General features: G+C 71.4%; 20 protein-coding genes. 13 read left to right on the top strand and 7 right to left on the bottom strand.

The features are described 5' to 3' along the window. Window positions 1-125: 125 nt before the first annotated feature. On the bottom strand, window positions 126-2528 hold the full coding sequence (lon, locus tag ACZ52C_RS05440; RefSeq protein WP_469073524.1) for an endopeptidase La: 2403 nt from the start codon (window positions 2526-2528) through the stop codon (window positions 126-128). Between the two features lie 250 nt (window positions 2529-2778). On the opposite strand from lon, the gene ACZ52C_RS05445 reads away from it, so the two are divergent. The 5 genes from ACZ52C_RS05445 to ACZ52C_RS05465 all read left to right on the top strand — a co-directional run bounded on the left by ACZ52C_RS05445 (window position 2779) and on the right by ACZ52C_RS05465 (window position 7485). Beyond that, window positions 2779-3429 carry a GNAT family N-acetyltransferase gene (locus tag ACZ52C_RS05445; RefSeq protein ID WP_469073525.1) on the top strand — a complete coding sequence of 217 codons (651 nt, stop codon included), beginning with the start codon at window positions 2779-2781 and terminating at the stop codon, window positions 3427-3429. Window positions 3430-3748: 319 nt separating this feature from the next. Continuing rightward, on the top strand, window positions 3749-4432 hold the full coding sequence (locus tag ACZ52C_RS05450; protein ID WP_469073526.1) for an RNA polymerase sigma factor: 684 nt from the start codon (window positions 3749-3751) through the stop codon (window positions 4430-4432). Window positions 4433-4679: 247 nt separating this feature from the next. Continuing rightward, a complete protein-coding gene (locus ACZ52C_RS05455) occupies window positions 4680-5813 on the top strand; it encodes a hypothetical protein (RefSeq protein WP_469073527.1) in 1134 nt (377 codons plus the stop codon). Further along, window positions 5810-6793 carry a hypothetical protein gene (locus ACZ52C_RS05460; protein WP_469073528.1) on the top strand — a complete coding sequence of 328 codons (984 nt, stop codon included), beginning with the start codon at window positions 5810-5812 and terminating at the stop codon, window positions 6791-6793. The genes ACZ52C_RS05455 and ACZ52C_RS05460 overlap by 4 nt, the downstream gene beginning before the upstream one ends. Further along, on the top strand, window positions 6790-7485 hold the full coding sequence (locus ACZ52C_RS05465) for an ATP-binding cassette domain-containing protein (protein ID WP_469073529.1): 696 nt from the start codon (window positions 6790-6792) through the stop codon (window positions 7483-7485). Before ACZ52C_RS05460 ends, ACZ52C_RS05465 begins: the two co-directional genes overlap by 4 nt. On the opposite strand, the gene ACZ52C_RS05470 is transcribed toward ACZ52C_RS05465, so the two are convergent. Together ACZ52C_RS05470 and ACZ52C_RS05475 are read right to left on the bottom strand one after the other, a co-directional pair. Further along, complete coding sequence (locus ACZ52C_RS05470; RefSeq protein ID WP_469073530.1) at window positions 7461-8369, bottom strand: rhomboid-like protein; 909 nt, start codon at window positions 8367-8369, stop codon at window positions 7461-7463. The two genes, ACZ52C_RS05465 and ACZ52C_RS05470, sit on opposite strands and share 25 nt — an antisense overlap. Window positions 8370-8468: 99 nt before the next feature. Further along, window positions 8469-9143: a TetR/AcrR family transcriptional regulator gene (locus ACZ52C_RS05475; protein ID WP_469073531.1), complete on the bottom strand. Its 675-nt coding sequence runs from the start codon at window positions 9141-9143 to the stop codon at window positions 8469-8471. A gap of 279 nt (window positions 9144-9422) precedes the next feature. On the opposite strand from ACZ52C_RS05475, the gene ACZ52C_RS05480 reads away from it, so the two are divergent. The 5 genes from ACZ52C_RS05480 (at window position 9423) to ACZ52C_RS05500 (ending at window position 18408) form a co-directional block, all read left to right on the top strand. Next, window positions 9423-11177: a glycoside hydrolase family 3 protein gene (locus ACZ52C_RS05480; protein ID WP_469073532.1), complete on the top strand. Its 1755-nt coding sequence runs from the start codon at window positions 9423-9425 to the stop codon at window positions 11175-11177. A gap of 103 nt (window positions 11178-11280) precedes the next feature. After that, window positions 11281-11955, top strand: coding sequence for a spermine/spermidine synthase domain-containing protein (locus tag ACZ52C_RS05485; RefSeq protein ID WP_469073533.1), 675 nt, complete (start codon window positions 11281-11283; stop codon window positions 11953-11955). Between the two features lie 131 nt (window positions 11956-12086). Continuing rightward, entirely contained in the window at window positions 12087-12824 is a 738-nt protein-coding gene (locus ACZ52C_RS05490) for a response regulator transcription factor (protein ID WP_045558984.1), read from the top strand. A gap of 75 nt (window positions 12825-12899) precedes the next feature. Beyond that, window positions 12900-14054, top strand: coding sequence for a HAMP domain-containing sensor histidine kinase (locus ACZ52C_RS05495; RefSeq protein WP_469073534.1), 1155 nt, complete (start codon window positions 12900-12902; stop codon window positions 14052-14054). A 559-nt stretch (window positions 14055-14613) separates the two neighbouring features. Next, the gene (locus tag ACZ52C_RS05500; RefSeq protein ID WP_469073535.1) at window positions 14614-18408 is read left to right on the top strand and encodes a multifunctional oxoglutarate decarboxylase/oxoglutarate dehydrogenase thiamine pyrophosphate-binding subunit/dihydrolipoyllysine-residue succinyltransferase subunit; all 3795 of its coding nucleotides are present in this window, start codon (window positions 14614-14616) and stop codon (window positions 18406-18408) included. An 84-nt stretch (window positions 18409-18492) separates the two neighbouring features. On the opposite strand, the gene ACZ52C_RS05505 is transcribed toward ACZ52C_RS05500, so the two are convergent. From ACZ52C_RS05505 to ACZ52C_RS05515, 3 genes are read right to left on the bottom strand one after another with little or no spacing between them, the layout of a single operon-like run. Further along, window positions 18493-19377 (bottom strand): transporter substrate-binding domain-containing protein, encoded by an 885-nt coding sequence (locus tag ACZ52C_RS05505; RefSeq protein WP_469073536.1) that lies wholly within the window; start codon window positions 19375-19377, stop codon window positions 18493-18495. Window positions 19378-19386: 9 nt separating this feature from the next. Then, the gene (locus ACZ52C_RS05510; protein ID WP_469073537.1) at window positions 19387-20157 is read right to left on the bottom strand and encodes a hypothetical protein; all 771 of its coding nucleotides are present in this window, start codon (window positions 20155-20157) and stop codon (window positions 19387-19389) included. Then, on the bottom strand, window positions 20141-20584 hold the full coding sequence (locus tag ACZ52C_RS05515; protein ID WP_469073538.1) for a hypothetical protein: 444 nt from the start codon (window positions 20582-20584) through the stop codon (window positions 20141-20143). Before ACZ52C_RS05515 ends, ACZ52C_RS05510 begins: the two co-directional genes overlap by 17 nt. Before the next feature lie 156 nt (window positions 20585-20740). Between ACZ52C_RS05515 and ACZ52C_RS05520 the strand changes: the two genes are divergently transcribed. Further along, window positions 20741-20923, top strand: a complete 183-nt coding sequence (locus ACZ52C_RS05520) for a DUF6104 family protein (RefSeq protein WP_003961784.1) — start codon at window positions 20741-20743, stop codon at window positions 20921-20923. Between the two features lie 137 nt (window positions 20924-21060). Here the strand turns inward: ACZ52C_RS05520 and ACZ52C_RS05525 are convergent, their stop codons facing one another. Then, window positions 21061-21912, bottom strand: a complete 852-nt coding sequence (locus tag ACZ52C_RS05525) for a hypothetical protein (protein ID WP_469073539.1) — start codon at window positions 21910-21912, stop codon at window positions 21061-21063. A 158-nt stretch (window positions 21913-22070) separates the two neighbouring features. Here ACZ52C_RS05525 and ACZ52C_RS05530 point away from each other — a divergent pair, with 158 nt between their 5' ends. Together ACZ52C_RS05530 and ACZ52C_RS05535 are read left to right on the top strand one after the other, a co-directional pair. After that, window positions 22071-23015 carry a DUF4097 family beta strand repeat-containing protein gene (locus tag ACZ52C_RS05530; protein WP_469073540.1) on the top strand — a complete coding sequence of 315 codons (945 nt, stop codon included), beginning with the start codon at window positions 22071-22073 and terminating at the stop codon, window positions 23013-23015. Between the two features lies 1 nt (window position 23016). Next, window positions 23017-24132, top strand: coding sequence for a PadR family transcriptional regulator (locus ACZ52C_RS05535; protein ID WP_469073541.1), 1116 nt, complete (start codon window positions 23017-23019; stop codon window positions 24130-24132). Window positions 24133-24135: the final 3 nt, after the last annotated feature.

Here is a 24135-nt window from a genome sequence, read left to right on the forward strand (position 1 = left end):
TGCTTTTCATCGAAGGGCCGAAGGCTCCTTCAGGGGCGCGGGGAACTGCGCGAGAAGCCCCCACCGGACCCGCACCTGCCCACTCACCCGCACGCCCCCACCCCACACCCCTCACAGCGGAGCGCTCACGCGGCCACGGGCACCTCCACCGCCGCCGGAGCCAGCGCCAGCTCCAGCACCTGCCGGACATCGGTGACCGCGTGGACGTCCAGCTTGTCGAGCACCTCCGCCGGCACATCGTCGAGGTCGGCCTCGTTCCGCTTCGGAATGACGACGGTGGTGACACCGGCCCGGTGCGCGGCGAGCAGCTTCTGCTTCACCCCGCCGATGGGCAGCACCCGGCCCGTCAGCGAGACCTCACCCGTCATCGCCACGTCCGTACGGACCAGCCGCCCGGACAGCAGCGAGGCGAGGGCCGTCGTCATGGTGACGCCGGCGCTGGGGCCGTCCTTGGGGACCGCGCCCGCCGGGAAGTGGATGTGCACGCCCCGGTCCTTCAGGTCGGCGACGGGCAGCTCCAGCTCCGCGCCGTGCGACCGCAGGAAGGAGAGCGCGATCTGCGCGGACTCCTTCATGACGTCGCCCAGCTGACCGGTGAGGGTCAGCCCCGCCGCGCCCGTCTCCGGGTCGGCGAGCGACGCCTCGACGTAGAGGACGTCGCCGCCCGCGCCGGTGACCGCGAGCCCGGTGGCGACACCCGGCACCGCCGTACGCCGCTCCGCGGGGTCCTGGGCCGACTCGGGCACATGGTGCGGGCGCCCGATGAGCCCGCGCAGATCCCCGTCGGTGACGGTGAACGGCAGCTCCCGCTGACCCAGTTCGTGCTGGGCCGCGACCTTGCGCAGCAGCCGTGCCACGGACCGCTCCAGGTTCCGGACGCCCGCCTCGCGCGTGTACTCACCGGCGAGCTTGCGCAGGGCGCTCTCGTCGAGCACGACCTCGTCGGCGTCGAGCCCGGCCCGCTCCAGCTGGCGGGGCAGCAGGTGGTCCCGGGCGATGACGACCTTCTCGTCCTCCGTGTACCCGTCGAGCCGGACGAGTTCCATCCGGTCGAGCAGGGCCTCGGGGATCGCCTCCAGCACGTTGGCGGTGGCGAGGAAGACGACGTCGCTCAGGTCCAGCTCGACCTCCAGGTAGTGGTCCCGGAAGGTGTGGTTCTGCGCGGGGTCGAGGACCTCCAGCAGCGCCGCCGCCGGGTCGCCCCGGAAGTCGGAGCCCACCTTGTCGATCTCGTCGAGCAGGACGACGGGGTTCATGGACCCGGCTTCCTTGATGGCGCGGACGATCCGTCCGGGGAGCGCACCGACGTACGTACGCCGGTGCCCGCGGATCTCCGCCTCGTCCCGCACACCGCCGAGCGCGACCCGGACGAACTTGCGCCCCATGGCGTGCGCCACGGACTCGCCGAGACTGGTCTTGCCGACGCCGGGCGGCCCGACGAGCGCGAGCACGGCACCGCCGCGCCGCCCGCCGACGACACCGAGGCCCCGGTCGGCCCGTCGCTTGCGCACCGCGAGGTACTCGGTGATGCGCTCCTTGACGTCCTCCAGCCCGGCGTGCTCGGCGTCCAGGACGCCCTTCGCGCCCTGGATGTCGTAGGCGTCCTCGGTCCGCTCGTTCCAGGGGAGTTCGAGGACGGTGTCGAGCCAGGTGCGGATCCATCCGCCCTCGGGCGACTGGTCGCTGGAGCGCTCCAGCTTGTCGACCTCCTTGAGCGCGGCCTCCCGGACCGCCTCCGGCAGGTCGGCGGCCTCGACGCGCGCCCGGTAGTCGTCGGACTCCTCGCCGTCCTTCTCGCCGTTCAGTTCGCGCAGTTCCTTGCGGACGGCTTCGAGCTGACGCCGCAGCAGGAACTCGCGCTGCTGCTTGTCGACGCCCTCCTGGACGTCCTTGGCGATGGTCTCGGCGACGTCCTGCTCGGCGAGGTGGTCGCGGAGCAGCTGGGTGGCGAGCTTCAGCCGGGCGACGGCGTCGGCGGTCTCCAGGAGCTGGATCTTCTGCTCGACGGTGAGGAAGGGCGAGTAGCCGGAGTTGTCGGCGAGCGCGGAGACGTCGTCGATCGCCTGCACCCGGTCCACGACCTGCCAGGCGCCGCGCTTGCGCAGCCAGCTGGTGGCAAGTGCCTTGTACTCCTTGACGAGTTCGGCGACCTGTCCGGGCAGCGGCTCCGGCACGCTGTCGTCGAGCCGCGTGCCCTCCACCCACAGGGCGGCACCGGGCCCGGTGGTCCCGGCCCCGATCCGTACCCGCCCTATGGCGCGGATCAGCGCTCCCGGGTCCCCGTCGGCGAGCCGCCCGACCTGCTCGACGGTCCCGAGCACACCGGTGCTCGCGTAGGCCCCGTCGATCCGCGGCACCAGCAGCACCTTGGGCTTGCCGGGCACCGCCCGCGCCGCGGCCTGCGCGGCCTCCACCGCGGCCCGTACATCCGCGTCATTGAGGTCCAGAGGCACCACCATGCCCGGCAGCACGACCTCGTCGTCGAGCGGCAGTACGGGCAGGGTGAGCGGTGCGGACGTCGAAGCCATGATCTCTCCCTCGGCAGTCAAGTTGAGCTATGCCGACTCAATGCCCGTGAGTCGAGGAATGTTCCCCGAGCCGCCGCCCGTTCGCTGTGGGCGATCACGACCGGCCTCACGGGCAACCGGAGGAGGCCGAGCGGCGACGGACGCGAGCGGACGCGGCGACCGCACGAGAGACCCACGCCACACCCCCGCCCTCCCGTAACACCCGTATCCTCATCCCATCCCTTACAACGATCGCGGAGCGGGGGGCGGCGTGGACGGAATCGTGCGGGCGTGGGTCGACGGATGGGTCGTGTCGCGGGGAGCGGCGCCCCCGGTGGTCGAGCCGTGGGGCTTCACCATCGACATGGGCCTGACCCATCACGTCACGCGTCACGTCTTCGCGGCGACGAACGACGACGTGGAGGAGAGGGCGGTACGGAAGGTGGCGGACGCGGTCACCGGGCCCGGCACCTGGCTCAAGGTCTTCGCGGACTCGTCGGCGGTGACCTCATGGCTCGGCGAGGGCTGGTGGATCGACCCCGACCCCGGCTACCTCATGTCCGTACGCCTGGACCCCCACGAGCCCCCGGCCTGCGTGCCCGACGGCTACCGGCTGCGCACCTGGTCGCGCGGCGGCGTGACCCGCGTGATGGTCGCGGCGCCGGACGGTTCCCTGGCGGCCCGCGGCCAGGTCGCCCCGACCGGCGCTACGGCGGTCGTCGACCAGATAGAGACGTCCCCGGCCCACCGCCGTCGCGGCCTGGGCACCCTCGTCATGCGCGCCCTCACCCGGGCCGCCCGCGAACAGGGCGCGGAGACGGGCGTGCTGGGCGGCACCCCGGACGGCCGGGCCCTGTACGAGTCACTGGGCTGGACGGTACGGGCCCCCCTGACCAGCGCGAAGTTCACCGGCCACGCCTGAGCCACGGCACCGGAGCGGGACGACCCTCCAGAGGTTTTCGGAGCGGCCCTCCCAGGGGCGCCCCTCGGGAAGGCCCCTTGACTCGACCCCGTAGCGAGACCCCGCCAAGACCTCGACGAACCGGCGCACGCGCCCCCCGCGCGCCTACCGACGGCGCACGGGAACCGCCCGCACCACCGACGGCACACCCCCGCCCCGTACGACAGCCGCCACCGACGCAACCTCACACAGCGCATCGAGCGATGAACTGAACGTGATGACACCGGCGGCCGCACCTGGGGACTTCGCGGCCCGATCGACCGACGACCACCGAGGCCGCATGACCACATTTCCCGGGTGCCGGTCCTGCACCGACCCGCCGCCCGAGCCCTCCCCCGAGGACAACGCACCCTGTGACACCCACCTCGTCCGTGCCATGGCGGAGGGAAGCACCGAGGCACTGTCGGAGCTGTTCGGCCGACACGCGGGAAGCATCTTCGCCCACCTCCTGAACCGTGGCTTCTCCCCCGACACCGCCGAGGACGCGGTACAGGAGGCGTTCCTCTCGGCGTGGAAGGGCGCGTCGTCGTTCCATGAGGGCAACGCCATCGGATGGCTGATGCGGATCGCCCACCGCCGGGCCCTGGACCTCGTCCGCGAGCAGGGGCGCCGGGCAGCGCTCGACGAACGTGTCCAGTCCGCCCCGCCGGCCACGGCCACGGCTCCCTCCGCCGAGGACTGTCTCCTCGCCGCCTCCCCGCGCTACGCGGCCGTCGCGGTGGCCCTCGCCGAACTCCCCCCGGCCCAGCGGGACGTCATCGAGCTGCGATACCTCCACCGATTCAGCGTCCGCGAGACCGCGGAGCGGCTGGGCGTGGCCGAGGGGACGGTGAAGGCGCGGGCGTCACGGGGCTGCGCCCAGCTACGGCGGTGGCTGCTGACGCACGGGGACGAGGACGACCGCGGGGGCGGGGGTGACGAGGTCGGTGGCTGTGGGGACCGGGTTCCTCGCCCGCGCTCGTAGGGGCCTCGGAGGGTCGCCAGGTGGCTCCGGCCATCTCAGGGTGCTGGGGACGCGGTTGCGCCGAGGCCCCGGGGCCATCGGCGCCGTCGTGTTCACAGGTGTCCTCCTGGCGTGGCTCTGGTCCCGGCGGTCGACTCCGTTCTGGGCGCCCTGGCAAGGGGACTGGATCAACGCCGGCGAGGCGCTCGGCTCCGCCCTTTCGGTCGCCCTGCCCGTCGCGGTGGGTTTCGCATGCGGGCAAGGAGGCATGGAGGAGCGAGCCAGGATGCTCTGGGCCCACCCCCATGCGGCGCGCGGACCGTTCCCACGGGCCCTGCTGTCCTGTGCCCCTTCCGTGCTCTGGCCACTGACCGGCTTCACAGCCGTCACGCTGCTGCTTCTGGTTGCCACCTGGCGCACGGCGACGGCCGGAGCCCCGCCTCTGCACGAAGTGGCCTACAACGCGGCTCTGCTGATCGCCGCGACCTGCCTCGCCCATGCCGTCGGCGAGTTGCTGCCTCTCCGTGTCGTACCCGTCCTCGCCACCGTCGGGGTCGCTGTCGCGGGCTCGCTCATCGAGTCCGCCGACGAGCCCTTCGCGATCCACCTGGGGGTGTCGTGGTACGACGTCACCCCCGACCGGCGTTACACAGGCCCCGCCATCCCCGGGTACGAGTGGTGGCGCGACCTGCCGGACACCACGGCCCTGCCGCTCTACTGGCTCGCGCTCGCCCTGCTGGGGACCGTGGCGGTGACAGCGCTCGCCGTACTGGCACGGCGACGGGTGCTCGCCTCGTTCCTCGGCGCCGCGCTCGCATCCGCCGTGTACGTCCTGCCCGTCGACCACCCGGCGGCTCCCAAGCCCGGGCCGGTGACCATCGCCGTCCGCTGCACGCACACGCCCCCTGTCCTGTGCCTGTCGGACGACCGAGCGAGGTTCCGTGCGGAGTTGCGTCGGCTCGTCGGCCATTTCGCCGCCAAACTGGCGAACGTCGAGGGCGGCCCCTCGCATTTCCTGGCCACGGCGGAGACGCAGACCTCCTGCTCGGACATGCCCTCCACAGGTGTTCGAGGGTGGACGGTCGACGTCAGACCGGAGGACGGACGTGTCGAGCGCTTCGACGACGTCGCCGAGGTGATCGCGGACCCGCACTGCCTCAGGTGGGAACCCTCCGTGTCGCCCCATGACGACCGTGTCGTCGAGGCACTCCACCTGTGGTTCCTCCCCACCGAGCAGCGCGACCTCCGCGACCGTCCCCCGGCTGTCCGCCGCCTGGTCGCCCACATATCCGCCCTCCCGCCCGGCACCCGAGCCGTCTGGCTGAGCCGCTATTTCGCTCACGCCCGTGCGGACCGACCCCTTCCTCATCCTCCGCCGACCCCAGAGGCTGCCATCCGATGACCGACTCCTCACCCCTGGCCCGGGCCGGGACCCGCACCGACGACCGTCACCTCCCGTGCGCCTGGGTCACCGCGTACGCCCACGGCACTCTCTCCTCCGGCCTCCTCCGGTACACGGAGGCTCATCTGCTCGCATGCCGCCGCTGTGCGACAGCGGTCAATGCCTCCGTACGGAGCGGGACGCAAGGCCTGCGCCTCGACGCCGTACTGGGCTCACTCCTCAACCGGCTCGGCGGTCCCCCGCCCCCTGATCCGCCGCCCCCCGCACCGTCGGGCGGCGGAGCACCACGGCGGCGGCCTCCGTGGCTCTTCGCCGTGCACGGACTGCGGGTGTCCTGGCTGCTCGCCGTCCTGGGCGTATGCGCGACCGGCGCATGGCTGTCCCGTGTCGAACGCGATGACGACACCCTGCCGGTACTGCTCCTGCTCGCCCCACTGCTCCCTCTGCTCTGCGTGGCGGCGAGCTACGGCGGCAGAGCCGACCCGTTCGCGGAAGTGACCCGTACGACCCCTGCCGGAGGCCTGCGGCTCCTGCTGATCAGAACCGGGCAGGTACTGGTCCTGTGCGTGCCGTTGCTGGCAGCGGCCACGTTCGCGGTGTCCGGGCGAGTCCCTGAAGAGCTGGAAGTCGGTCCCGCGGGGTGGCTGTTGCCCTGCCTCTTCCTCACGCTGGCGACACTGCTGCTCAGTTCCTACGTCGACAGCCGGTTCGCCGCACTGCTCACCACCTGCGGCTGGCTGCTCACCGTCGCGACGATCACTCACCTGTGCGGACAGGAGAACACCGTCACCGGGCTGGGTCGCCGGGAACTGTTCAAGGCCCTCTCTCTCCTCCTCAGAGACAGCAGGCAGCTGATCTGGGCCATCGGCGCCGCCGTCCTCGTCGAACTCCTCTTCCTGCGCCGCCACGCCTACAACACCCCCTCCCCCGGCGACCACCGCCCGCCCCGGCCCCGACGACACCAGCGAGGCTCCCGATGATCCGCACCGATCGCCTCTGCGTACGCCGCCGCCGAGCCCTCGTCCTGGACGAGCTCACCCTCGCCCTGGGCCAGGGTGTGCACGCCGTGCTCGGCCCCAACGGCGCCGGGAAGTCGACGCTGCTCCGCGTCCTCGCCACGGCGATCGCCCCGACCGAAGGCACGGTCACCCTGCTCGACCGCGATCCCCGCGTGCCGGCGCAACGCCTCGAGATCAGACGCCGTCTCGGCTACCTCCCCCAGGAGTTCGGTGTGTTCCGCGGTTACACGGTGCGGGAGTTCCTGTCGTCCGCGGCTTGGCTGCGCGACATGCCGGGAGGTCGCATCGCCGAGGCCGTGGACAGGGCGGCGGAGGCCGTGGACCTGCATGACCGTCTGGGGCACAGACTCCGCACCCTCTCCGGCGGGATGAAGCAGCGGGTCGGCATCGCGCAGGCCCTCGTCAACTCGCCCACCCTGCTCCTGCTCGACGAGCCGACCACCGGGCTGGATCCGCGGCAACGGTCCGACTTCCACGTCCTCGTACGGCGGTTGGGGCGGCACGCGTGTGTGGTCGTGTCCACCCACCTCATGGAGGACGTGGAGGGCGCCTGCGACGACGTGACCGTCCTGGCCGACGGTCGTGTCGCCTTCCACGGCCCGCTCGACGCGCTGGACGCGGCCGGCGGCTACGCGGCGGTCGTGGCGGCCTGAGCCCGACTCGTACGCGCCCCCGGACCGACCGGGCCCACAGGACCGTCACCCGCCGACCGCCGCCACCGCCGCACCACCGGCCATGCGGCAACCCCGATCGCCAGGGAGAGCAGATGCCCCCAGTTGGTCAGCGGGTCCGCGTAGGCGAGCAGGTCGTCCACCAGCATCCCGCCGAAGCCCAGCAGCAGCGGCCACCGCAGCCACGGCGGGAGCAGGCCCGCCAACGCGCCCGCGCTCGCGGCCACGCCGAAGCTGATGCCGTAGTCGAGCCGGTGGAGGGAGCTGTCGGGGAGACGGCCGGCCAGGACGGCGAGGCCCACCGGGACCTCCGTCGCGAGGGTGGCGAGGACATGGCCCAGCAGGAACACACCGGCCGTGCGCCACCCGCCGATCCGGCGTTCCAGCGCGGTCAGCACCAGCAGGAAGGCGACGGCGTACAGGGAAGCGACCCCGCCCGCGACCCACAGCGCACTCGCGATCAGGACGAGTACGGGGGTGCGGACCAGATGGGCCACATCCGTACTGGAGCCCTGGTGCAGCGCGTGCACCAGGGCCGGGTCGGCGTACTCGGCGACGAGCGAGGTCACCACGAGGACGGTGGCGTAGAAGAAGGTGAAGGGCGTGCCGGCGGGGGCGGGGAGCAGCCGCCAGGGGCGCGGGAACGGCGTGCGCCGACGCGAGGAGGACACCCGCCCGGCGTACGCCCCTGAGTCCACGTACGCCCCGGGCTCCACGTGCGCCCCGACGTCCGCGACCTCCGCCGGTTCCCGCTCCGTCACCCCACTGGACGCCGCGCCGGGCGCCCCACCGGGCGCCGCACCGGGCTGCCGCGGGATGCCGTCGAGGACGGGCCCCGCGGTCTCCACAGTCTCGGCGGCATCCAAGGTGAGGCGCTCCTTCCGTTTCACCTCACCCTCGACGCCCCGGTACGTCCTTGTCTGTGACCTCCGCCACCCGGAGGGCGATTCACAGCAAGCCGACAGCTACGGGCCCCCGATCTCCCGCCTCACCCGCTCCACATACGCCCGGAACCGGCCCGCCATGTCGAACCCCTTCGGATCCAGCACCCACTGGATCTGCAGCCCGTCCATCACCGCGGCCAGTTCCTGCGCCACGGCCACCACATCCGTGCCGGCCCGCAGTTCACCGCCGTCCACCCCGCGCCGCAGCACCGCGGACAGCGTGCCGATCACCTCGGCGTACCGCTCGACGAAGTAGGCGTGGGCGGGATGCCCGGGGTCGCCGGCCTCGGCGGCCAGGACGTTGAACATCCGGGTGCGGCCCAGGCGGGTGCTGTTGTACTCGGCGAGTCGCACGAGCGCCGTGAACATGTCGGCGGCCGACTCGAACTCCCGGGAGAAGAACCGCTCCCGGTCCGTCTGGTCTATGCGTTCCAGGACCTGGACGAGCAGGTCCTCCTTGCTGCGGAAGTGATGCAGCAGCCCGCCCTGGGTGAGGCCGACGTCGGCGGCGATCCGGGCCAACGAGGAGGCGTGGAAACCCCGTTGGGCGAAGCGCTCGACGGCCGCGTCGAGAATGCGCAGCCGCCGCTCGTCCCCGACGGCGTACGTGCCCCGCACGCCACCGGAGTCCTCCGGCGCGCGCCCCGCGGAGCTGTCGGATCCCTCCGGCCCCTCCGGCCTCGGGTTTCGCACCATGTCCGCCACTTTAGCCCCCGCCCCACGGCCTCAAGAGCCCCTGCGGACCGGCGGTTACACGAGTCAACCACCCCCTTCTTTCAAGCCATCTGCCGCGTGAGAGTGGCCACTTGCCCAAAACCTAGTACCCACTCGGTTTTACTGCTTCCCTGAACTGGCCTGCGCGGCGACGCCGCAACCCCCGTCCCCAGGAGAGCCCATCACCGTCACCCCGGACCGTCCGCGCGGTCAGGTGACCCCCACTCGCACCCTGCCACCGCCTCGTCCAAGGAACCCAGGATGTCCACAGCCCCGTACCTCGACCCGAGCCGGCCCGTCGACGAACGGGTGGAGGACCTGCTGTCCCGGATGACCCTCGCGGAGAAGGCGGGTCAGCTCTTCCACACGATGCTGACGATGAACGAGGACGGGACGCTCGTGGAGGCGACCGACGCCTCGTCCCCCCGGCAGGGCACCACGGAACTGGTCGTGGACGGCCGGCTGACCCACTTCAACCTCATGGGCGGCCACGGCGCGCGCGAGACGGCGGAATGGGTCAACCGGCTCCAGGCGGTCGCGGCCGACACCCGCCTGGGCATCCCGGTCACCCTCTCCACCGACCCGCGCCACTCGTTCACCGACCACCCGGGCGCCTCCATCGGCGCCGGTGCCTTCTCGGCCTGGCCCGAGCCCCTGGGCCTGGGCGCGATCGGCGAACCGGAGCTGGTGGAGAAGTTCGCCGACACGGTCCGCCGCGAGTACCTCGCCGTCGGCTTCCGGGTCGCCCTGCACCCGCAGATCGACCTCGCCACCGAGCCCCGCTGGTCGCGCCAGTCCGGCACCTTCGGCTCGTCCGCCGAGGTCACGAGCGCCCTGGCCAGGGCGTACGTACGCGGCCTCCAGGGGCCCCGGCTCGGCCCGCGGTCGGTCGCCGCCATGGTCAAGCACTTCCCCGGCGGCGGCCCGCAACGCGACGGCGAGGACCCGCACTTCCCGTACGGCAAGGAGCAGATCTATCCCGGCGGCATGCACGACCACCACCTCGCGCCCTTCCGGGCCGCCGTCGAGGCGGGGTGCGCGCAGATGATGCCGTACTACGGGCAGCCGATCGGCGTGGACGGCTGGGAGGAGGTCGGCTTCGGCTTCAACCGGGACGTCCTCACCGGACTGCTGCGCGAACGCCTCGGCTTCGACGGCGTCGTCTGCACCGACTGGGGCCTGCTCACCGACGCGTCCATCGGCGGCGAACCGCACCAGGCCCACGCCTGGGGCGTCGAACACCTCACCCTCGCCGAACGCGCCGCGAAGGCCCTGGACGCGGGCGCCGACCAGTTCGGCGGAGAACAGTGCCCCGAGGTGATCGTCGAACTGGTCCGCTCCGGCCGGATCACCGAGGACCGCGTCGACGCCTCGGTCCGCCGTCTGCTGCGCGTGAAGTTCGTCCTCGGCCTCTTCGAGAGGCGGTACGTCGACCCGGACCGGGCCGAGGAGACCGTCGGCGCGAGCGAGTTCACCGCCCTCGGCGAGGCCGCCCAGCGCCGCTCGCTCACGATCCTGACCAACCACTCCCTCCTCCCGCTCACCGACCGCCCCAACCTGTACGTCGAAGGGGTCGGCGCGCAGACGGCGTCCCTGTACGGCAACGTCGTGGCCGACCCGGCCCACGCGGACGTCGCCGTGCTGCGGCTGCGCACGCCGTACGAGGAGCGACCGGGCTTGTTCGAGTCCTTCTTCCACTCCGGGTCGCTGGCGTTCGACGAGGAGCGGCTGAAGGAGATCCTGGCGCTGCTGGCGGCCGTGCCGACCCTGGTCTGCGTCAACCTGGAGCGGCCCGCCGTCCTCCCGGAGATCGCGGAGAAGGCCGCCGCGCTCGTCGCCGACTACGGGGCCTCGGACACGGCCCTGCTCGACGTGGCCTTCGGCCGGGCCCGGGCCGAGGGCCGGCTGCCCTTCGAACTGCCCCGTTCCATGGCGGCCGTCGAGGCGTCCCGCCCGGACGTCCCCAACGACACCGCGGACCCGGTCTTCCCGTACGGCCACGGCCTGACGCTCTGACACGGCGCGCCGATCGAGCCATTCGCCACCGGGTTGTCGACGCGGCGTCACCGTCCGTCGAAATTCGGCTGCCTCGGAGCCGGGGGCGCGCGAAAATGGGCGGATGCCCATCACCGACGAACCCGTGGTCATCGACCGGCACGAGGGCCCCTACGGCGAGGTCGTGCTGCGACGGCACGGAGAGCTGTTGCAGATCATCGCCAACGGGTGCTTCCTGATGGACACTTCGGACGGCCGCTCGGAGCGGCTGCTGGTCGACGCCGCCCTCTCCGCGCTGACGGATCGTTCTCGGCCACATGTGCTCATCGGGGGTCTGGGCGTCGGCTTCTCGCTCGCCCGAGCCGCCGCGGACCCGCGCTGGGGTGCGATCACAGTTGTCGAACGCGAACCCTCCGTCATCGCGTGGCACCGCACCGGACCACTGGCCGAGGTGTCCGCCGAGGCGCTCGCCGACCCCCGTACGGAGATCGTGGAAGCCGATCTCGTCACCTACGTCAATGAGACATCCGACACGTTCGACGCACTCTGCCTGGACATCGACAACGGGCCCGACTGGACCGTCTCCGAGACCAACGACAGCCTGTACTCGCCGACCGGACTGGCAAGCTGCGCAAGGGTGTTGAGGCCAGGTGGGGTGCTTGCCGTGTGGTCGGCCCGGCCATCTGCGGAATTCGAGGAAACCTTGGGGAATGCCGGGTTCCAACAGGTGCGTACCGAAGAGATCCCGGTTGCCCGAGGAGTTCCGGACGTCGTGCACCTCGCGGTCCGACCTGGATAGCCCTGGTGCGGTGACTGCCCGTACCCTGCTTGCCTGACGCCGATCATTCAAGCGTCAATCGCAGTCATGCGCAGCCATGCGTAGTCAAGGGATCACCCCACGGATTCCGGAAAGCAACACAGGGGCGGGCGATGGAGCAGACACACACCACCCACAACAGCGCCACGGCGACGCCGGGCGCACAGCGCCGCGTGCTCGTGGTCGAGGACGACCCGACGATCGTCGACGCCATCGCGGCCCGCCTGCGCGCCGAGGGTTTCGTCGTGCAGACCGCGTCCGACGGACCGGCCGCGGTGGACACGGCGGAGGCATGGCAGCCCGACCTGCTGATCCTCGACATCATGCTGCCCGGCTTCGACGGCCTGGAGGTGTGCAGGCGCGTCCAGGCCCAGCGGCCCGTCCCCGTGCTGATGCTCACCGCCCGGGACGACGAGACGGACATGCTGGTCGGGCTCGGCGTCGGCGCCGACGACTACATGACCAAGCCGTTCTCCATGCGTGAACTGGCCGCGCGCGTGCACGTCCTGCTGCGCCGGGTGGAGCGCGCCGCGCTGGCCGCGACCACGCCGCGCTCGGGCATCCTGCGCCTCGGCGAGCTGGAGATCGACCACGCCCAGCGCCGCGTCCGGGTGCGCAGCGAGGACGTGCACCTCACGCCCACCGAGTTCGACCTCCTCGTATGTCTCGCGAACACCCCGCGTGCCGTACTCTCGCGCGAGCAGCTGCTCGCCGAGGTGTGGGACTGGGCGGACGCGTCCGGGACGCGGACCGTGGACAGCCACATCAAGGCGCTGCGGCGGAAGATCGGCGCGGAGCGGATCCGCACGGTGCACGGTGTGGGGTACGCCCTGGAGACCCCGACTCCCTGACCCGTGCTCGCCGTCCCGCGTGCGCGGGGCATTCGTAGGCACGCAGACAGGTAGGCGCAGGGGGCTGGTGGCGTGATGAGCGGAATCGGTGACCCGAGGTCCCGGAACCGGGCTCCCGGTGGCGCGCAGTCGCGGAAGGGCGCGGGCCCGCTCGGCGGGGTGCGCCCCTTCTCGATCAAGACGAAGCTGGGCGCGCTCGTCGTCATCTCGGTCCTGATCACCACCGGTCTGTCGATGATCGCGGTGCACACCAAGACGGAGCTGCGCTTCATCACGGTGTTCTCGATGATCGCCACACTCCTGATAACGCAGTTCGTGGCGCATTCACTCACCGCGCCGCTGGACGAGATGAACGCGGTCGCCCGGTCCATCTCGCGCGGCGACTACACCCGGCGGGTCAGCGAGAACCGCCGGGACGAGCTGGGCGACCTCGCCCACACGATCAATCTCATGGCGGACGAACTGGAGGCCCAGGACCGCCAGCGCAAGGAGCTCGTGGCGAATGTCTCCCACGAGCTGCGCACGCCCATCGCGGGCCTGCGGGCGGTCCTGGAGAACATCGTCGACGGCGTCACCCAGGCCGACCCGGAGACGATGCGCACGGCCCTGAAGCAGACCGAGCGCCTCGGCCGGCTGGTGGAGACCCTCTTGGACCTGTCCCGCCTGGACAACGGCGTCGTCCCGCTGCGCCGCCGCCGCTTCGAGGTCTGGCCGTACCTCTCGGGCGTCCTCAAGGAGGCCCAGATGGTCGCCTCGGCCCGCGGCGGCGTCGCCTCGGACTCCGGCAAGCACACGCGTACGGACGTGCACCTGCACCTGGACGTGCACCCGCCGGAGCTCACCGCGAACGCGGACCCGGAGCGCATCCACCAGGTGGTCGCCAATCTCATCGACAACGCGGTCAAGCACAGCCCGGCGCACGGCCGCGTGACCGTGAAGGCCCGGCGCGGCCCCACCGCCGAGTCGCTGGAACTGGAGGTCCTGGACGAGGGCCCCGGCATCCCCGAGTCCGAGTGGCACCGCGTCTTCGAACGCTTCAACCGCGGCGCCGTCAGCTCCCCCCACGGCCCCGGCAGCGACGGCGGCACCGGCCTGGGCCTGGCGATCGCCCGCTGGGCGGTGGACCTCCACGGCGGCCGCATCGGAGTAGCCGAATCCCCCAAGGGCTGCCGCATCCAGGTGATCCTCCCGGGCATACCCCCGAAACCGCAGAGCCCGGCGACCACCTAGGCCGACCACCCGGGCGCGCTCTGCGGAGAGCCGCAGGCTCTCCAGGGGCGCGGGGAACTGCGCGAGCAACCCCCACGAACCCGCACCCGACCACGCGCCCTCCCAGACCCCCGGGGCAGGAGGGGACGGGTAGGGGCGGCGGGGGCCGGAAAAATCCCGCGATACCCACATCCCACCTGGCTGAATCCCCCCGCCATTGCCAGATATCGCTCATCCTCCCGGGGCTTACTTCTCCCCCAAGTTGACGTAAAGTTCGAACCGGAGCCACAAGATCCATGGCAGATCCGCCCAGCCGGACACGTGTGATCAGGTGCGTTCGAGCAGAGGGCCGCGTGCACATCGCCGCAGGCCCCACCCGACGCATGCCCGGCACCCGCCCCCCACCCCCGTTCCAGACCGGAACCACGCTTGTTTCCCGCCATTTCCACCCCCGAAACACGCATTCCGATGTGACTTACGCGACGAAGAGCGGACTCGGCCTGACCTACCCGGCCACGGGGGCGTAGCCTTAATTCCCGCTGTCCATCACCTTGTGAAGCGGAAGAGGGCGGTTGCCGCCGTGTCGCCACAGTCCCCCAGTAACTCGAGCATCTCGACCGACGCAGACCAAGCGGGTAAGAACCCCGCCGCGGCCTTCGGTCCGAACGAGTGGCTCGTCGACGAGATCTATCAGCAGTACCTCCAGGACCCGAATTCGGTAGACCGAGCCTGGTGGGACTTCTTCGCCGACTACAAGCCAGGCGCGGCTGCCGCCCCGGCTCCGGCGAGCTCTGCGGCCACGGGGCCCGCAGCGACCACCACACCCGCGGCCCCCGCCGCCCCGGCCCAGGCCGCACCCGCCGCCCCGGCCACCCCCGCCCCGGCTGCCCCGAAGCCCGCCGCCGCTGCCCCGGCCCCCGCGAAGCCCGCGGCCGCCGCGCCCGCGCCGGCGAAGCCGAAGGCCGCCGCCCCCGCGAAGCAGGCCGCGCCCGCCGCTGCCGCCGCCGAGGGCCCGGAGCTGATCACCCTGCGCGGCCCGGCCGCCGCGGTCGCGAAGAACATGAACGCCTCGCTGGAGCTGCCCACGGCCACGTCCGTGCGCGCCGTCCCGGTGAAGCTGCTGTTCGACAACCGCATCGTCATCAACAACCACCTCAAGCGCGCCCGGGGCGGGAAGATCTCCTTCACGCACCTGATCGGCTACGCGATGGTGCAGGCCATCAAGACGATGCCGTCGATGAACTGGCACTACGCGGAGAAGGACGGGAAGCCCACCCTCGTCAAGCCGCCGCACGTCAACTTCGGCCTCGCCATCGACCTGGTGAAGCCCAACGGCGACCGCCAGCTGGTCGTCGCGGGCATCAAGAAGGCCGAGACGCTGAACTTCTTCGAGTTCTGGCAGGCCTACGAGGACATCGTCCGCCGCGCCCGTGACGGCAAGCTGACGATGGACGACTTCACCGGTGTCACGGTCTCCCTGACCAACCCCGGCGGCCTCGGCACCGTCCACTCCGTGCCGCGTCTGATGCCCGGCCAGTCGGTCATCATGGGCGTCGGCTCCATGGACTACCCGGCCGAGTTCCAGGGCACGTCCCAGGACACCCTGAACAAGCTGGGCATCTCGAAGGTCATGACCCTGACCTCGACGTACGACCACCGGGTCATCCAGGGCGCCGCCTCCGGCGAGTTCCTGCGGATCGTCGCGAACTTCCTCCTCGGCGAGGGCGGCTTCTACGACGACATCTTCGAGGCCCTGCGCATCCCCTACGAGCCTGTCCGCTGGCTCAAGGACATCGACGCCTCGCACGACGACGACGTCACCAAGGCCGCCCGCGTCTTCGAGCTGATCCACTCCTACCGGGTCCGCGGCCACGTCATGGCCGACACCGACCCGCTGGAGTACCGCCAGCGCAAGCACCCCGACCTGGACATCACCGAGCACGGGCTCACCCTGTGGGACCTGGAGCGCGAGTTCGCGGTCGGCGGCTTCTCGGGCAAGTCCCTGATGAAGCTCCGTGACATCCTCGGCGTCCTGCGCGACTCGTACTGCCGTACGACCGGCATCGAGTTCATGCACATCCAGGACCCGAAGCAGCGCCGCTGGATCCAGGACCGCATCGAGCGCCCGCACACCAAGCCGGAGCGCGAGGAGCAGCTGCGCATCCTGCGCCGGCTGAACGCGGCGGAGGCCTTCGAGACCTTCCTGCAGACCAAGTACGTCGGCCAGAAGCGCTTCTCCCTCGAGGGCGGCGAATCGGTCATCCCGCTGCTGGACGCGGTCATCGACTCGGCGGCGGAGTCCCGCCTCGACGAGGTCGTCATCGGCATGGCCCACCGCGGCCGCCTGAACGTCCTCGCGAACATCGTCGGCAAGTCGTACGCGCAGATCTTCCGCGAGTTCGAGGGCAACCTCGACCCGAAGTCGATGCACGGCTCCGGCGACGTGAAGTACCACCTGGGCGCCGAGGGCACCTTCACGGGCCTGGACGGCGAGCAGATCAAGGTCAGCCTGGTCGCGAACCCCTCGCACCTGGAGGCCGTGGACCCGGTCCTGGAGGGCGTCGCGCGCGCCAAGCAGGACATCATCAACAAGGGCGGCACGGACTTCACGGTCCTGCCGGTGGCCCTCCACGGCGACGCGGCCTTCGCGGGCCAGGGCGTGGTGGCCGAGACCCTGAACATGTCGCAGCTGCGCGGCTACCGCACCGGCGGCACGGTCCACATCGTCATCAACAACCAGGTCGGCTTCACCGCGGCCCCCGAGTCGTCGCGCTCCTCGATGTACGCGACCGACGTGGCCCGCATGATCGAGGCCCCGATCTTCCACGTGAACGGCGACGACCCGGAGGCCGTGGTCCGCGTCGCGCGGCTCGCCTTCGAGTTCCGCCAGGCGTTCAACAAGGACGTGGTGATCGACCTCATCTGCTACCGCCGCCGCGGTCACAACGAGTCGGACAACCCGGCCTTCACCCAGCCGCTGATGTACGACCTGATCGACAAGAAGCGCTCGGTGCGCAAGCTCTACACCGAGTCCCTCATCGGTCGCGGCGACATCACCCTGGAAGAGGCCGAGCAGGCCCTCCAGGACTACCAGGGCCAGCTGGAGAAGGTCTTCACGGAGGTCCGCGAGGCCACCTCCCAGTCGGCGTCCGCCGAGGTCCACGACCCGCAGGACGGCTTCCCGGTCGCGGTGAACACCGCGATCACGGCGGAGACCGTCAAGCGCATCGCCGAGTCCCAGGTCAACGTCCCGGACCACATCACCGCCCACCCGCGTCTGCTGCCGCAGCTGCAGCGCCGGGCGGCCATGGTCGAGGACGGCACGATCGACTGGGGCATGGGCGAGACCCTCGCGGTCGGCTCCCTCCTCCTGGAGGGCACCCCGGTCCGGCTGGCCGGCCAGGACTCGCAGCGCGGCACCTTCGGCCAGCGTCACGCGGTGATCATCGACCGTGAGACGGGCGAGGAGTTCACGCCGCTGATGTACCTCTCCGAGGACCAGGCGCGGCTGAACGTCTACAACTCCCTGCTCTCCGAGTACGCGGCGATGGGCTTCGAGTACGGCTACTCGCTCGCCCGCCCCGAGTCCCTGGTGATGTGGGAGGCCCAGTTCGGCGACTTCGTCAACGGCGCCCAGACGGTCGTGGACGAGTTCATCTCCTCGGCGGAGCAGAAGTGGGGCCAGACGTCCGGCGTCACCCTGCTGCTCCCGCACGGCTACGAGGGCCAGGGCCCGGACCACTCGTCCGCCCGCCCGGAGCGCTTCCTCCAGATGTGCGCGCAGAACAACATGACGGTCGCCATGCCGACCTCCCCGTCGAACTACTTCCACCTCCTGCGGTGGCAGGTGCACAACCCGCACCACAAGCCGCTGGTCGTCTTCACCCCGAAGTCGATGCTGCGTCTGAAGGCCGCCGCGTCGAAGGCGGAGGAGTTCACGAGCGGCGAGTTCCGCCCGGTCATCGGCGACGGCTCGGTCGACCCGAACGCGGTCAAGAAGGTCGTCTTCTGCGCCGGCAAGGTCTACTACGACCTGGAGGCCGAGCGTCAGAAGCGCGGCGTCACGGACACGGCGATCATCCGCATCGAGCGCCTCTACCCCCTGCCCGGGGCCGAGGTCCAGGCGGAGGTCAACAAGTACCCGAACGCCGAGAAGTACCTGTGGGCCCAGGAGGAGCCGGCGAACCAGGGTGCCTGGCCGTTCATCGCCCTCAACCTGATCGACCACCTCGACCTCGCGGTCGGCGCGGACGTCCCGCACGGCGAGCGCCTGCGGCGCATCTCCCGCCCGCACGGGTCGTCCCCGGCGGTCGGCTCGGCGAAGCGCCACCAGGCCGAGCAGGAGCAGCTGGTGCGCGAGGTGTTCGAGGCGTGAGCCTCTGACCCCCGGTCGCGGCGAGGGCCCGGTCCGAGTGCTACGTCACTCGGACCGGGCCCTCGGCGGTCGCGCCGGGCGACGTCAGGGACTGTCGCGGCAGGAACGGGCGTCGATCGCGTCGGCGCTCGGCCGGTAGTCGCTGATCCAGGCGGGGTCCTGCTTCGCGATGCCCGGCAGCCACGTCTCGAAGTCCCGCTTCCACTGGCTGCTCTCGACGTAGTCCTTCAGGACTTCACGCAGCCGCAGACAGTCTGCCCGGTGTCCCTTGGGCAACCCGATGCCGTAGTGCTGGGGGCCGCCGATCGTCAGGCCGGGCACGACCCTGAGCCCGTCGGCGGCGTAGAGGTCCGCGAAGCCCTGAAGGATCATCTGATCGGTGAAGACCGCGTCGACCTCTCCCTCCCTGAGCTTCTGGACACAGGCGGAGGCGTCGAGGAGAGTCCTCGCCTCGATGTCGGCGAGCTTGAAGCGCCGCAGTACGTCCGCGGAGGTACTGCCGTCCCAGGAGCACACGACCTTGCCGCCCAGGTCGCCGAACTCCTGGATGTCCGCGCCCTCGGGGCCCACCAGAAACCCTTGGTAGGTGGTGGCGTACGGCCCGACGAAGTCGATCCGCTTCCCTCTCTGCGGAGTGATGGAGAAGCTGGCCACCACCATGTCGAGGTGTCCTTCCTCCAGCTTCGACACCCGGGCCTCGGAGGACACATTGGTCAGCGTCGCGTCGTCCTCCTGCAACTCCAGCCCCTTCATGACCGCCCGGAACACCTCTGGATCGAAGCCGAAGCGCTTGTAGTGCTTTTCGAAGGACACGCCGGGCAGGTCGTTGTGCATGCCCACCCTGAGCCGTTCGGTGCCGAGGAACTCCGGACCACGCTCGTCCGGTATGCCGCCCATCGCGAGACCGGTGACACTGCAGACGAAGAGGGCCACCGAGGCCGCGAAGATCCAACGGGTGTTCCAGTTCATACGGTCTCCTCAGCCGTGCAGGACGGCATCGCGGACGGTCACGTGCATCTGGCAGCCGTGGGAGGTGCTGACCGTCACGCCGACCCGGGCGTCAGGCCGTGCCCCGCCCAGCGGAAGGTCGACGGTCGCGCCCGAGCGGACCTCGGCCACGGCGGTACGGCCGCCTTCCAGAGCGATGTCGAGAGAGGTGTCCGGGGCGCAGTAGGCCGTGTCCGGGAAGGCGTCCGTGACCGTGAGGACGAGACGCAGATGGGTACGGGGCACGTCGCCCCGCACCCTCACGAGGAGCGTCTCCCCGTCCGTCAGCGGCCGGTCGGGCGAGACCGTCGTCCGGCCCTCGACGTGGACCTCCCCGTGCTCACGGAGATACTCCGCCCGCACCACCGCGCCGGCGGCGAGGGCCACGGACAGTGCCGAGACGAGGGCGGCTACGGCCGCGGGGTGCCGGAAGCCCGCCACCCGCACCAGCGCGGCCGTCACCGCCACGCCGAGCATCAGGCACACCCACAGCAACTGCTCGGAGGAGCCCTTCGTACGGAGCAGGGCGGTGCCGCCCAGGCCGAGGACCACCAGGAAGGGCAGCCAGTTCCAGACCCGCCAGCTCCGCGCCCGCTCGGTGGCGTTCGCGAGCGCGTCGCCCACGACCAGGCTGACCACGAGGTTGCCCAGTACCTGTCCGACGGCCGTCACCCAGCGGCCCTGTCCGAAGACGCCGGGCCGTCGGTCCTCGACGGGCTGGTCCTGGCCGCTCGTCGGGATGCTGTCAGTCGGCTGGGACATCTGCCGCTCGCGGGTCCGCCCCGAACGAGATGGTGAGATCACGTTCGATCCGCCCCACGGCCACCGCGTGCCTCCCGTGAGCCGTCACATGGATGTCGCCGCCCCGCCCGACGCCCGCGGCCTTCGTGACCTGGGCCTCCAGGGCGGCGGCGCTCAGGTCGCCATCGGCGAGCCAGTGGCCCACGGCCGCTTCCACCAGGGCCCGCTCCTCGTCGCCGAGCCCTTCGAGGACCGTCGCCGCCCCGGCCGCCTCCTCGTCCCCCGCGTCCTTCCCGCGCAGGGCCGCGGCCAGGAACGCGCGGCCGCCTCGTACGGCACTGACCGCCAGCTGGTCCCTGGCCGTGACGAGCACGGCCGTCCCCATCGAGGCCGCGGCCGCACTCAGATAGGGGGACAGCTGACCGACCGCCGATATCAGTTCGGACATCTCACCGCTCCCTGAACAGGCGTACGAAATAGGGCAGTTGCCCAGAAATCGCCAGGCGCACACCATAGCCGTCGGCCAACGCGACCGAGGGGCATCGATCGGTTTCGTACGCTGTGAGCGGCACATCGACCATGTACGGACCCAGGAGAGCGAGCCATGTACTTCACCGACCGCGGCATCGAGGAACTGGAGAAGCGGCGCGGCGAGGAGGAGGTCACGTTCGAGTGGCTCGCCGAACAGCTGCGGACCTTCGTGGACCTGAACCCGGACTTCGAGGTGCCGGTGGAGCGGCTGGCCACGTGGCTGGCGCGGCTGGACGACGAGGACGAGGACGAGTAGCCGCCTTTTTGGCGGGCGCGGCCGGGGCTACTGGCGGGGCCGGTCTCCTCGCACGACCGGTTGAGCCTCGCGGCCGGCTGACTCCACGGCCGGCTTCGGTCTTGCCTCGAAGGTCGGCTTCAGCCCCGCGGCCGGCTTCAGTCTCGCGGGTGGGCCAGGTCGTAGAGCAGGCCGAGGGTGCCGTGGCCGATCAGGAGGCCGCCGGCGACGAGCCAGCCGGGGCTGCGGCGGTGCAGGCCCCAGGCGGTGAGCGGGATGCCCGCGAGGAGTTGGGCGGTGGCCAGGGCGCGCGCTCTGGGGGTGCCGGCCCAGGGGAGCCACGGACCCAGGCGGCCGCGGTCGAGGGCGTCGAGTTCCGTGCGGACGGCCCCGCGCCAGCCGGTCCACTCGATGCGTTGGACACCGGGCTGGACCCGGGCGACCTCACGGAGTCGGTCGGCGGGTTCGCCCGGGGTGAGGCCTGCGGGGAGTGACATGCCCGCACGGGTGAGGACGGCGAGCAGGCCCAGCAGGCGGGCGCGGGCGTCGGCGGCGGGGTCGGGCCTGGTGAGGTGGTCCAGCGACTCCCCGTCCAGGACCGGATCCAGCCCCAGTCGGGCGGCGAAGGTGCGCATCGCCTCGTCCTCGCCGACCGGGGTGCCGTTCGCGAGCCATACATAGCCGACGGTGCGGCGGAATCCGGCGGCGAGCGTGTAGCCGCCGCGGTCGGCGTCCCACCACAGGGCGAGGACGGGCCACGGGACTCCGACGGCGAGGGCCGTGGCCCAGCCGGTGAGGACCCGGTCGACCAGCTCCCCGCCGTGCGACCAGGGCTTTCCCTCCGGCACGAGAGCCGTCCACTCGGGACCGGCGGGGACGAGCAGCATGCGTTCGCGCAGCAGCTGGGCGACGGGGGCGACGGAGTCGGGCTCCGCCCGGCAGAGCAGGAGCGCACCGGGCGCGGGGGCGGGCCGGGGGTCACGGGATCCCTGGGAGCGTTCCGTCGACATGCCTCCACGCTAGGCCGATTTGCCCAGGAACATCCTGCGGGATCACCAGAACGGGTGCCTTGACTTTCCCTCTCCGCGATATATCGTGAATGACGTGAGACGCGATAGTGCGCGTCTTTGTGTTCTGTCGTGTCGGGTCTGTCGAGGAGGTCAGCACCATGTCCGAGTGGTCCGTCGCCGAGCCGCGAAAGCTCACGTTCGACGAGCCGGTGACGGCACTGCATGTGCGCGTCGTCAACGGAACGGTGAACGTCATGGGCACCGACGAAGGTTCCGCCCGCCTGGAGGTGGCCGGCGTCGAGGGCCCACCGCTGACGGTGACGCAGAAGGACGGCACCCTGACCGTGGCCTACGACGACCTGCCCTGGAAGGGCTTCTTGAAGTGGCTCGACCGCAAGGGCTGGCGTCGTCACGCCCTGGTGTCGCTCGCCGTCCCCACAGGCACCCGGGTCGAGGTGGGCGTGGTGGGTGCCACGGCCGTCATGTCCGGGCTGGGCGGGCGTACGGAGGTGAAGGGCATCTCGGGCGACACCACCCTGGTCGGCCTGTCGGGCCCGGTGCGCGCCACGACGGTCTCGGGAAGCGTGGAAGCGCAGGCCCTCACCGGCGATCTGCGGCTCAGTTCCGTCTCCGGCGATCTGACCGTCATAGAGGGCTCCTGCCCCACGGTGAAGGCCGACTCGGTGAGCGGTGCCATCATCCTCGACCTCGACCCCACGGGCGGCCCCACCGACATCGGCCTCTCCAGCGTCTCCGGCGAGATCGCGATCCGTCTCCCCCACCCCGCCGACGCCGAGGTCGAGGCCAACACGGCCAGCGGCACCATCTCCAACGCCTTCGACGACCTCCGCGTCAGCGGCCCCTGGGGCGCCCACAAGGTCACCGGCCGCCTCGGCCCGGGCAACGGCCGCCTCAAGGCCACGACGATCTCCGGCTCCATCGCCCTCCTCCGCAGACCCCCGTCGGAGGACGAGCCCTGGGCCACCCCGGACTCCCCCGACAAGGACGCCGAGACCGCTGACGCGCACGCCACATCCGCCGACGCGACCGACGGCGCGACCGACGGCACGACCCCTCGCACGACCGACGAGAAGGACCTCTGACATGCCTCCCGTCTTCGCCCACGGACGCCTGCGGCTGTACCTGCTGAAGCTGCTGGACGAGGCCCCGCGCCACGGCTACGAGGTGATCCGCCTGCTGGAGGAACGCTTCCAGGGCCTGTACGCGCCCTCGGCCGGCACCGTCTACCCCCGCCTGGCCAAGCTGGAGGCCGAGGGCCTGGTCACCCACACCACGGAGGGCGGCCGCAAGGTGTACGCGATCACCGACGCGGGTCGCGCCGAACTGGCCGACCGTAGCGGCGAGTTGGCCGACCTGGAGCTGGAGATCCGGGAGTCGGTCGCGGAGCTGGCCGCCGAGATCCGGGCCGATGTCCGGGGCGCGGCGGGCGATCTGCGCCGTGAGATGCGGGCGGCGGCCTCCGAGGCCCGCAGGGGCGGCGGGGACGGGGGCCCGTCCGGAGAGCCCGGGGAGTACGCCGACAGCGAGTCCTGGCGGGTCGCGAAGGAGGAGATGCGCCGCGTCAAGCAGGAGTGGAAGGAGCAGGCCCGCCGGGCGAAGGACGAGAGCCGGCGAGCCCGGGAGGAGGCCCAGCGCGCCCGTCGTCAGGCGAAGGAGGCGCAGGAGCACGCCCGCACCCAGGCCCAGGAGGAGTTGCAGCGCATCGCGAAGCGGGTCCAGGACCGAGTCCAGGACCACTTCACGCGGGGCGACTGGCCGACGGGGGTGCGCGAGGGGCTGACCGAGCTGGCCAAGGAGTTCGGCGAGTTCGGGAAGGACTTCGGAAAGGAGTTCGGCAAGGACTTCGGCTTCGGACGGACGGGGCCGGAGCCCGGCTCGACGACGGCCGGCACGGAAGGCGGCACGGGCCCCGGGACGACCTCGCCCAAGGGGACCGGGACGGCCACCGACGGTGGGGAGCCCGAGTACTCGACCACCCCCGAGGACTTCCCTGCCGAGTACGAGCCCGCCTGGGTGCACGAGACCCCCACCGGCGACCCGTCCCGCGACCTCGACCGCCTGCTGGACCGCTTCCGCGACGACATCCGCGACGCGGCCCGCGACCACGGCGTGACAGAGGCCCAACTCCGTGACGCCCGCCGCCATCTGTCGACAGCGGCGGCGCACATCGGGGTGATACTGCGAGCCCCCAGGGGGTGACCG

It is taken from the genome of Streptomyces sp. NPDC034049 (genome assembly GCF_055575575.1).

Excerpts from the sequence above, each read along its gene's own strand:
- lon (WP_469073524.1), bottom strand. The coding sequence starts at position 2,528 with ATGGCTTCGACGTCCGCACCGCTCACCCTGCCCGTACTGCCGCTCGAC.
- ACZ52C_RS05450 (WP_469073526.1), top strand. The coding sequence starts at position 3,749 with ATGACCACATTTCCCGGGTGCCGGTCCTGCACCGACCCGCCGCCCGAG.
- ACZ52C_RS05455 (WP_469073527.1), top strand. The coding sequence starts at position 4,680 with ATGGAGGAGCGAGCCAGGATGCTCTGGGCCCACCCCCATGCGGCGCGC.
- ACZ52C_RS05460 (WP_469073528.1), top strand. The coding sequence starts at position 5,810 with ATGACCGACTCCTCACCCCTGGCCCGGGCCGGGACCCGCACCGACGAC.
- ACZ52C_RS05465 (WP_469073529.1), top strand. The coding sequence starts at position 6,790 with ATGATCCGCACCGATCGCCTCTGCGTACGCCGCCGCCGAGCCCTCGTC.
- ACZ52C_RS05475 (WP_469073531.1), bottom strand. The coding sequence starts at position 9,143 with ATGGTGCGAAACCCGAGGCCGGAGGGGCCGGAGGGATCCGACAGCTCC.
- ACZ52C_RS05480 (WP_469073532.1), top strand. The coding sequence starts at position 9,423 with ATGTCCACAGCCCCGTACCTCGACCCGAGCCGGCCCGTCGACGAACGG.
- ACZ52C_RS05485 (WP_469073533.1), top strand. The coding sequence starts at position 11,281 with ATGCCCATCACCGACGAACCCGTGGTCATCGACCGGCACGAGGGCCCC.
- ACZ52C_RS05490 (WP_045558984.1), top strand. The coding sequence starts at position 12,087 with ATGGAGCAGACACACACCACCCACAACAGCGCCACGGCGACGCCGGGC.
- ACZ52C_RS05495 (WP_469073534.1), top strand. The coding sequence starts at position 12,900 with ATGAGCGGAATCGGTGACCCGAGGTCCCGGAACCGGGCTCCCGGTGGC.
- ACZ52C_RS05505 (WP_469073536.1), bottom strand. The coding sequence starts at position 19,377 with ATGAACTGGAACACCCGTTGGATCTTCGCGGCCTCGGTGGCCCTCTTC.
- ACZ52C_RS05510 (WP_469073537.1), bottom strand. The coding sequence starts at position 20,157 with ATGTCCCAGCCGACTGACAGCATCCCGACGAGCGGCCAGGACCAGCCC.
- ACZ52C_RS05515 (WP_469073538.1), bottom strand. The coding sequence starts at position 20,584 with ATGTCCGAACTGATATCGGCGGTCGGTCAGCTGTCCCCCTATCTGAGT.
- ACZ52C_RS05520 (WP_003961784.1), top strand. The coding sequence starts at position 20,741 with ATGTACTTCACCGACCGCGGCATCGAGGAACTGGAGAAGCGGCGCGGC.
- ACZ52C_RS05525 (WP_469073539.1), bottom strand. The coding sequence starts at position 21,912 with ATGTCGACGGAACGCTCCCAGGGATCCCGTGACCCCCGGCCCGCCCCC.
- ACZ52C_RS05530 (WP_469073540.1), top strand. The coding sequence starts at position 22,071 with ATGTCCGAGTGGTCCGTCGCCGAGCCGCGAAAGCTCACGTTCGACGAG.
- ACZ52C_RS05535 (WP_469073541.1), top strand. The coding sequence starts at position 23,017 with ATGCCTCCCGTCTTCGCCCACGGACGCCTGCGGCTGTACCTGCTGAAG.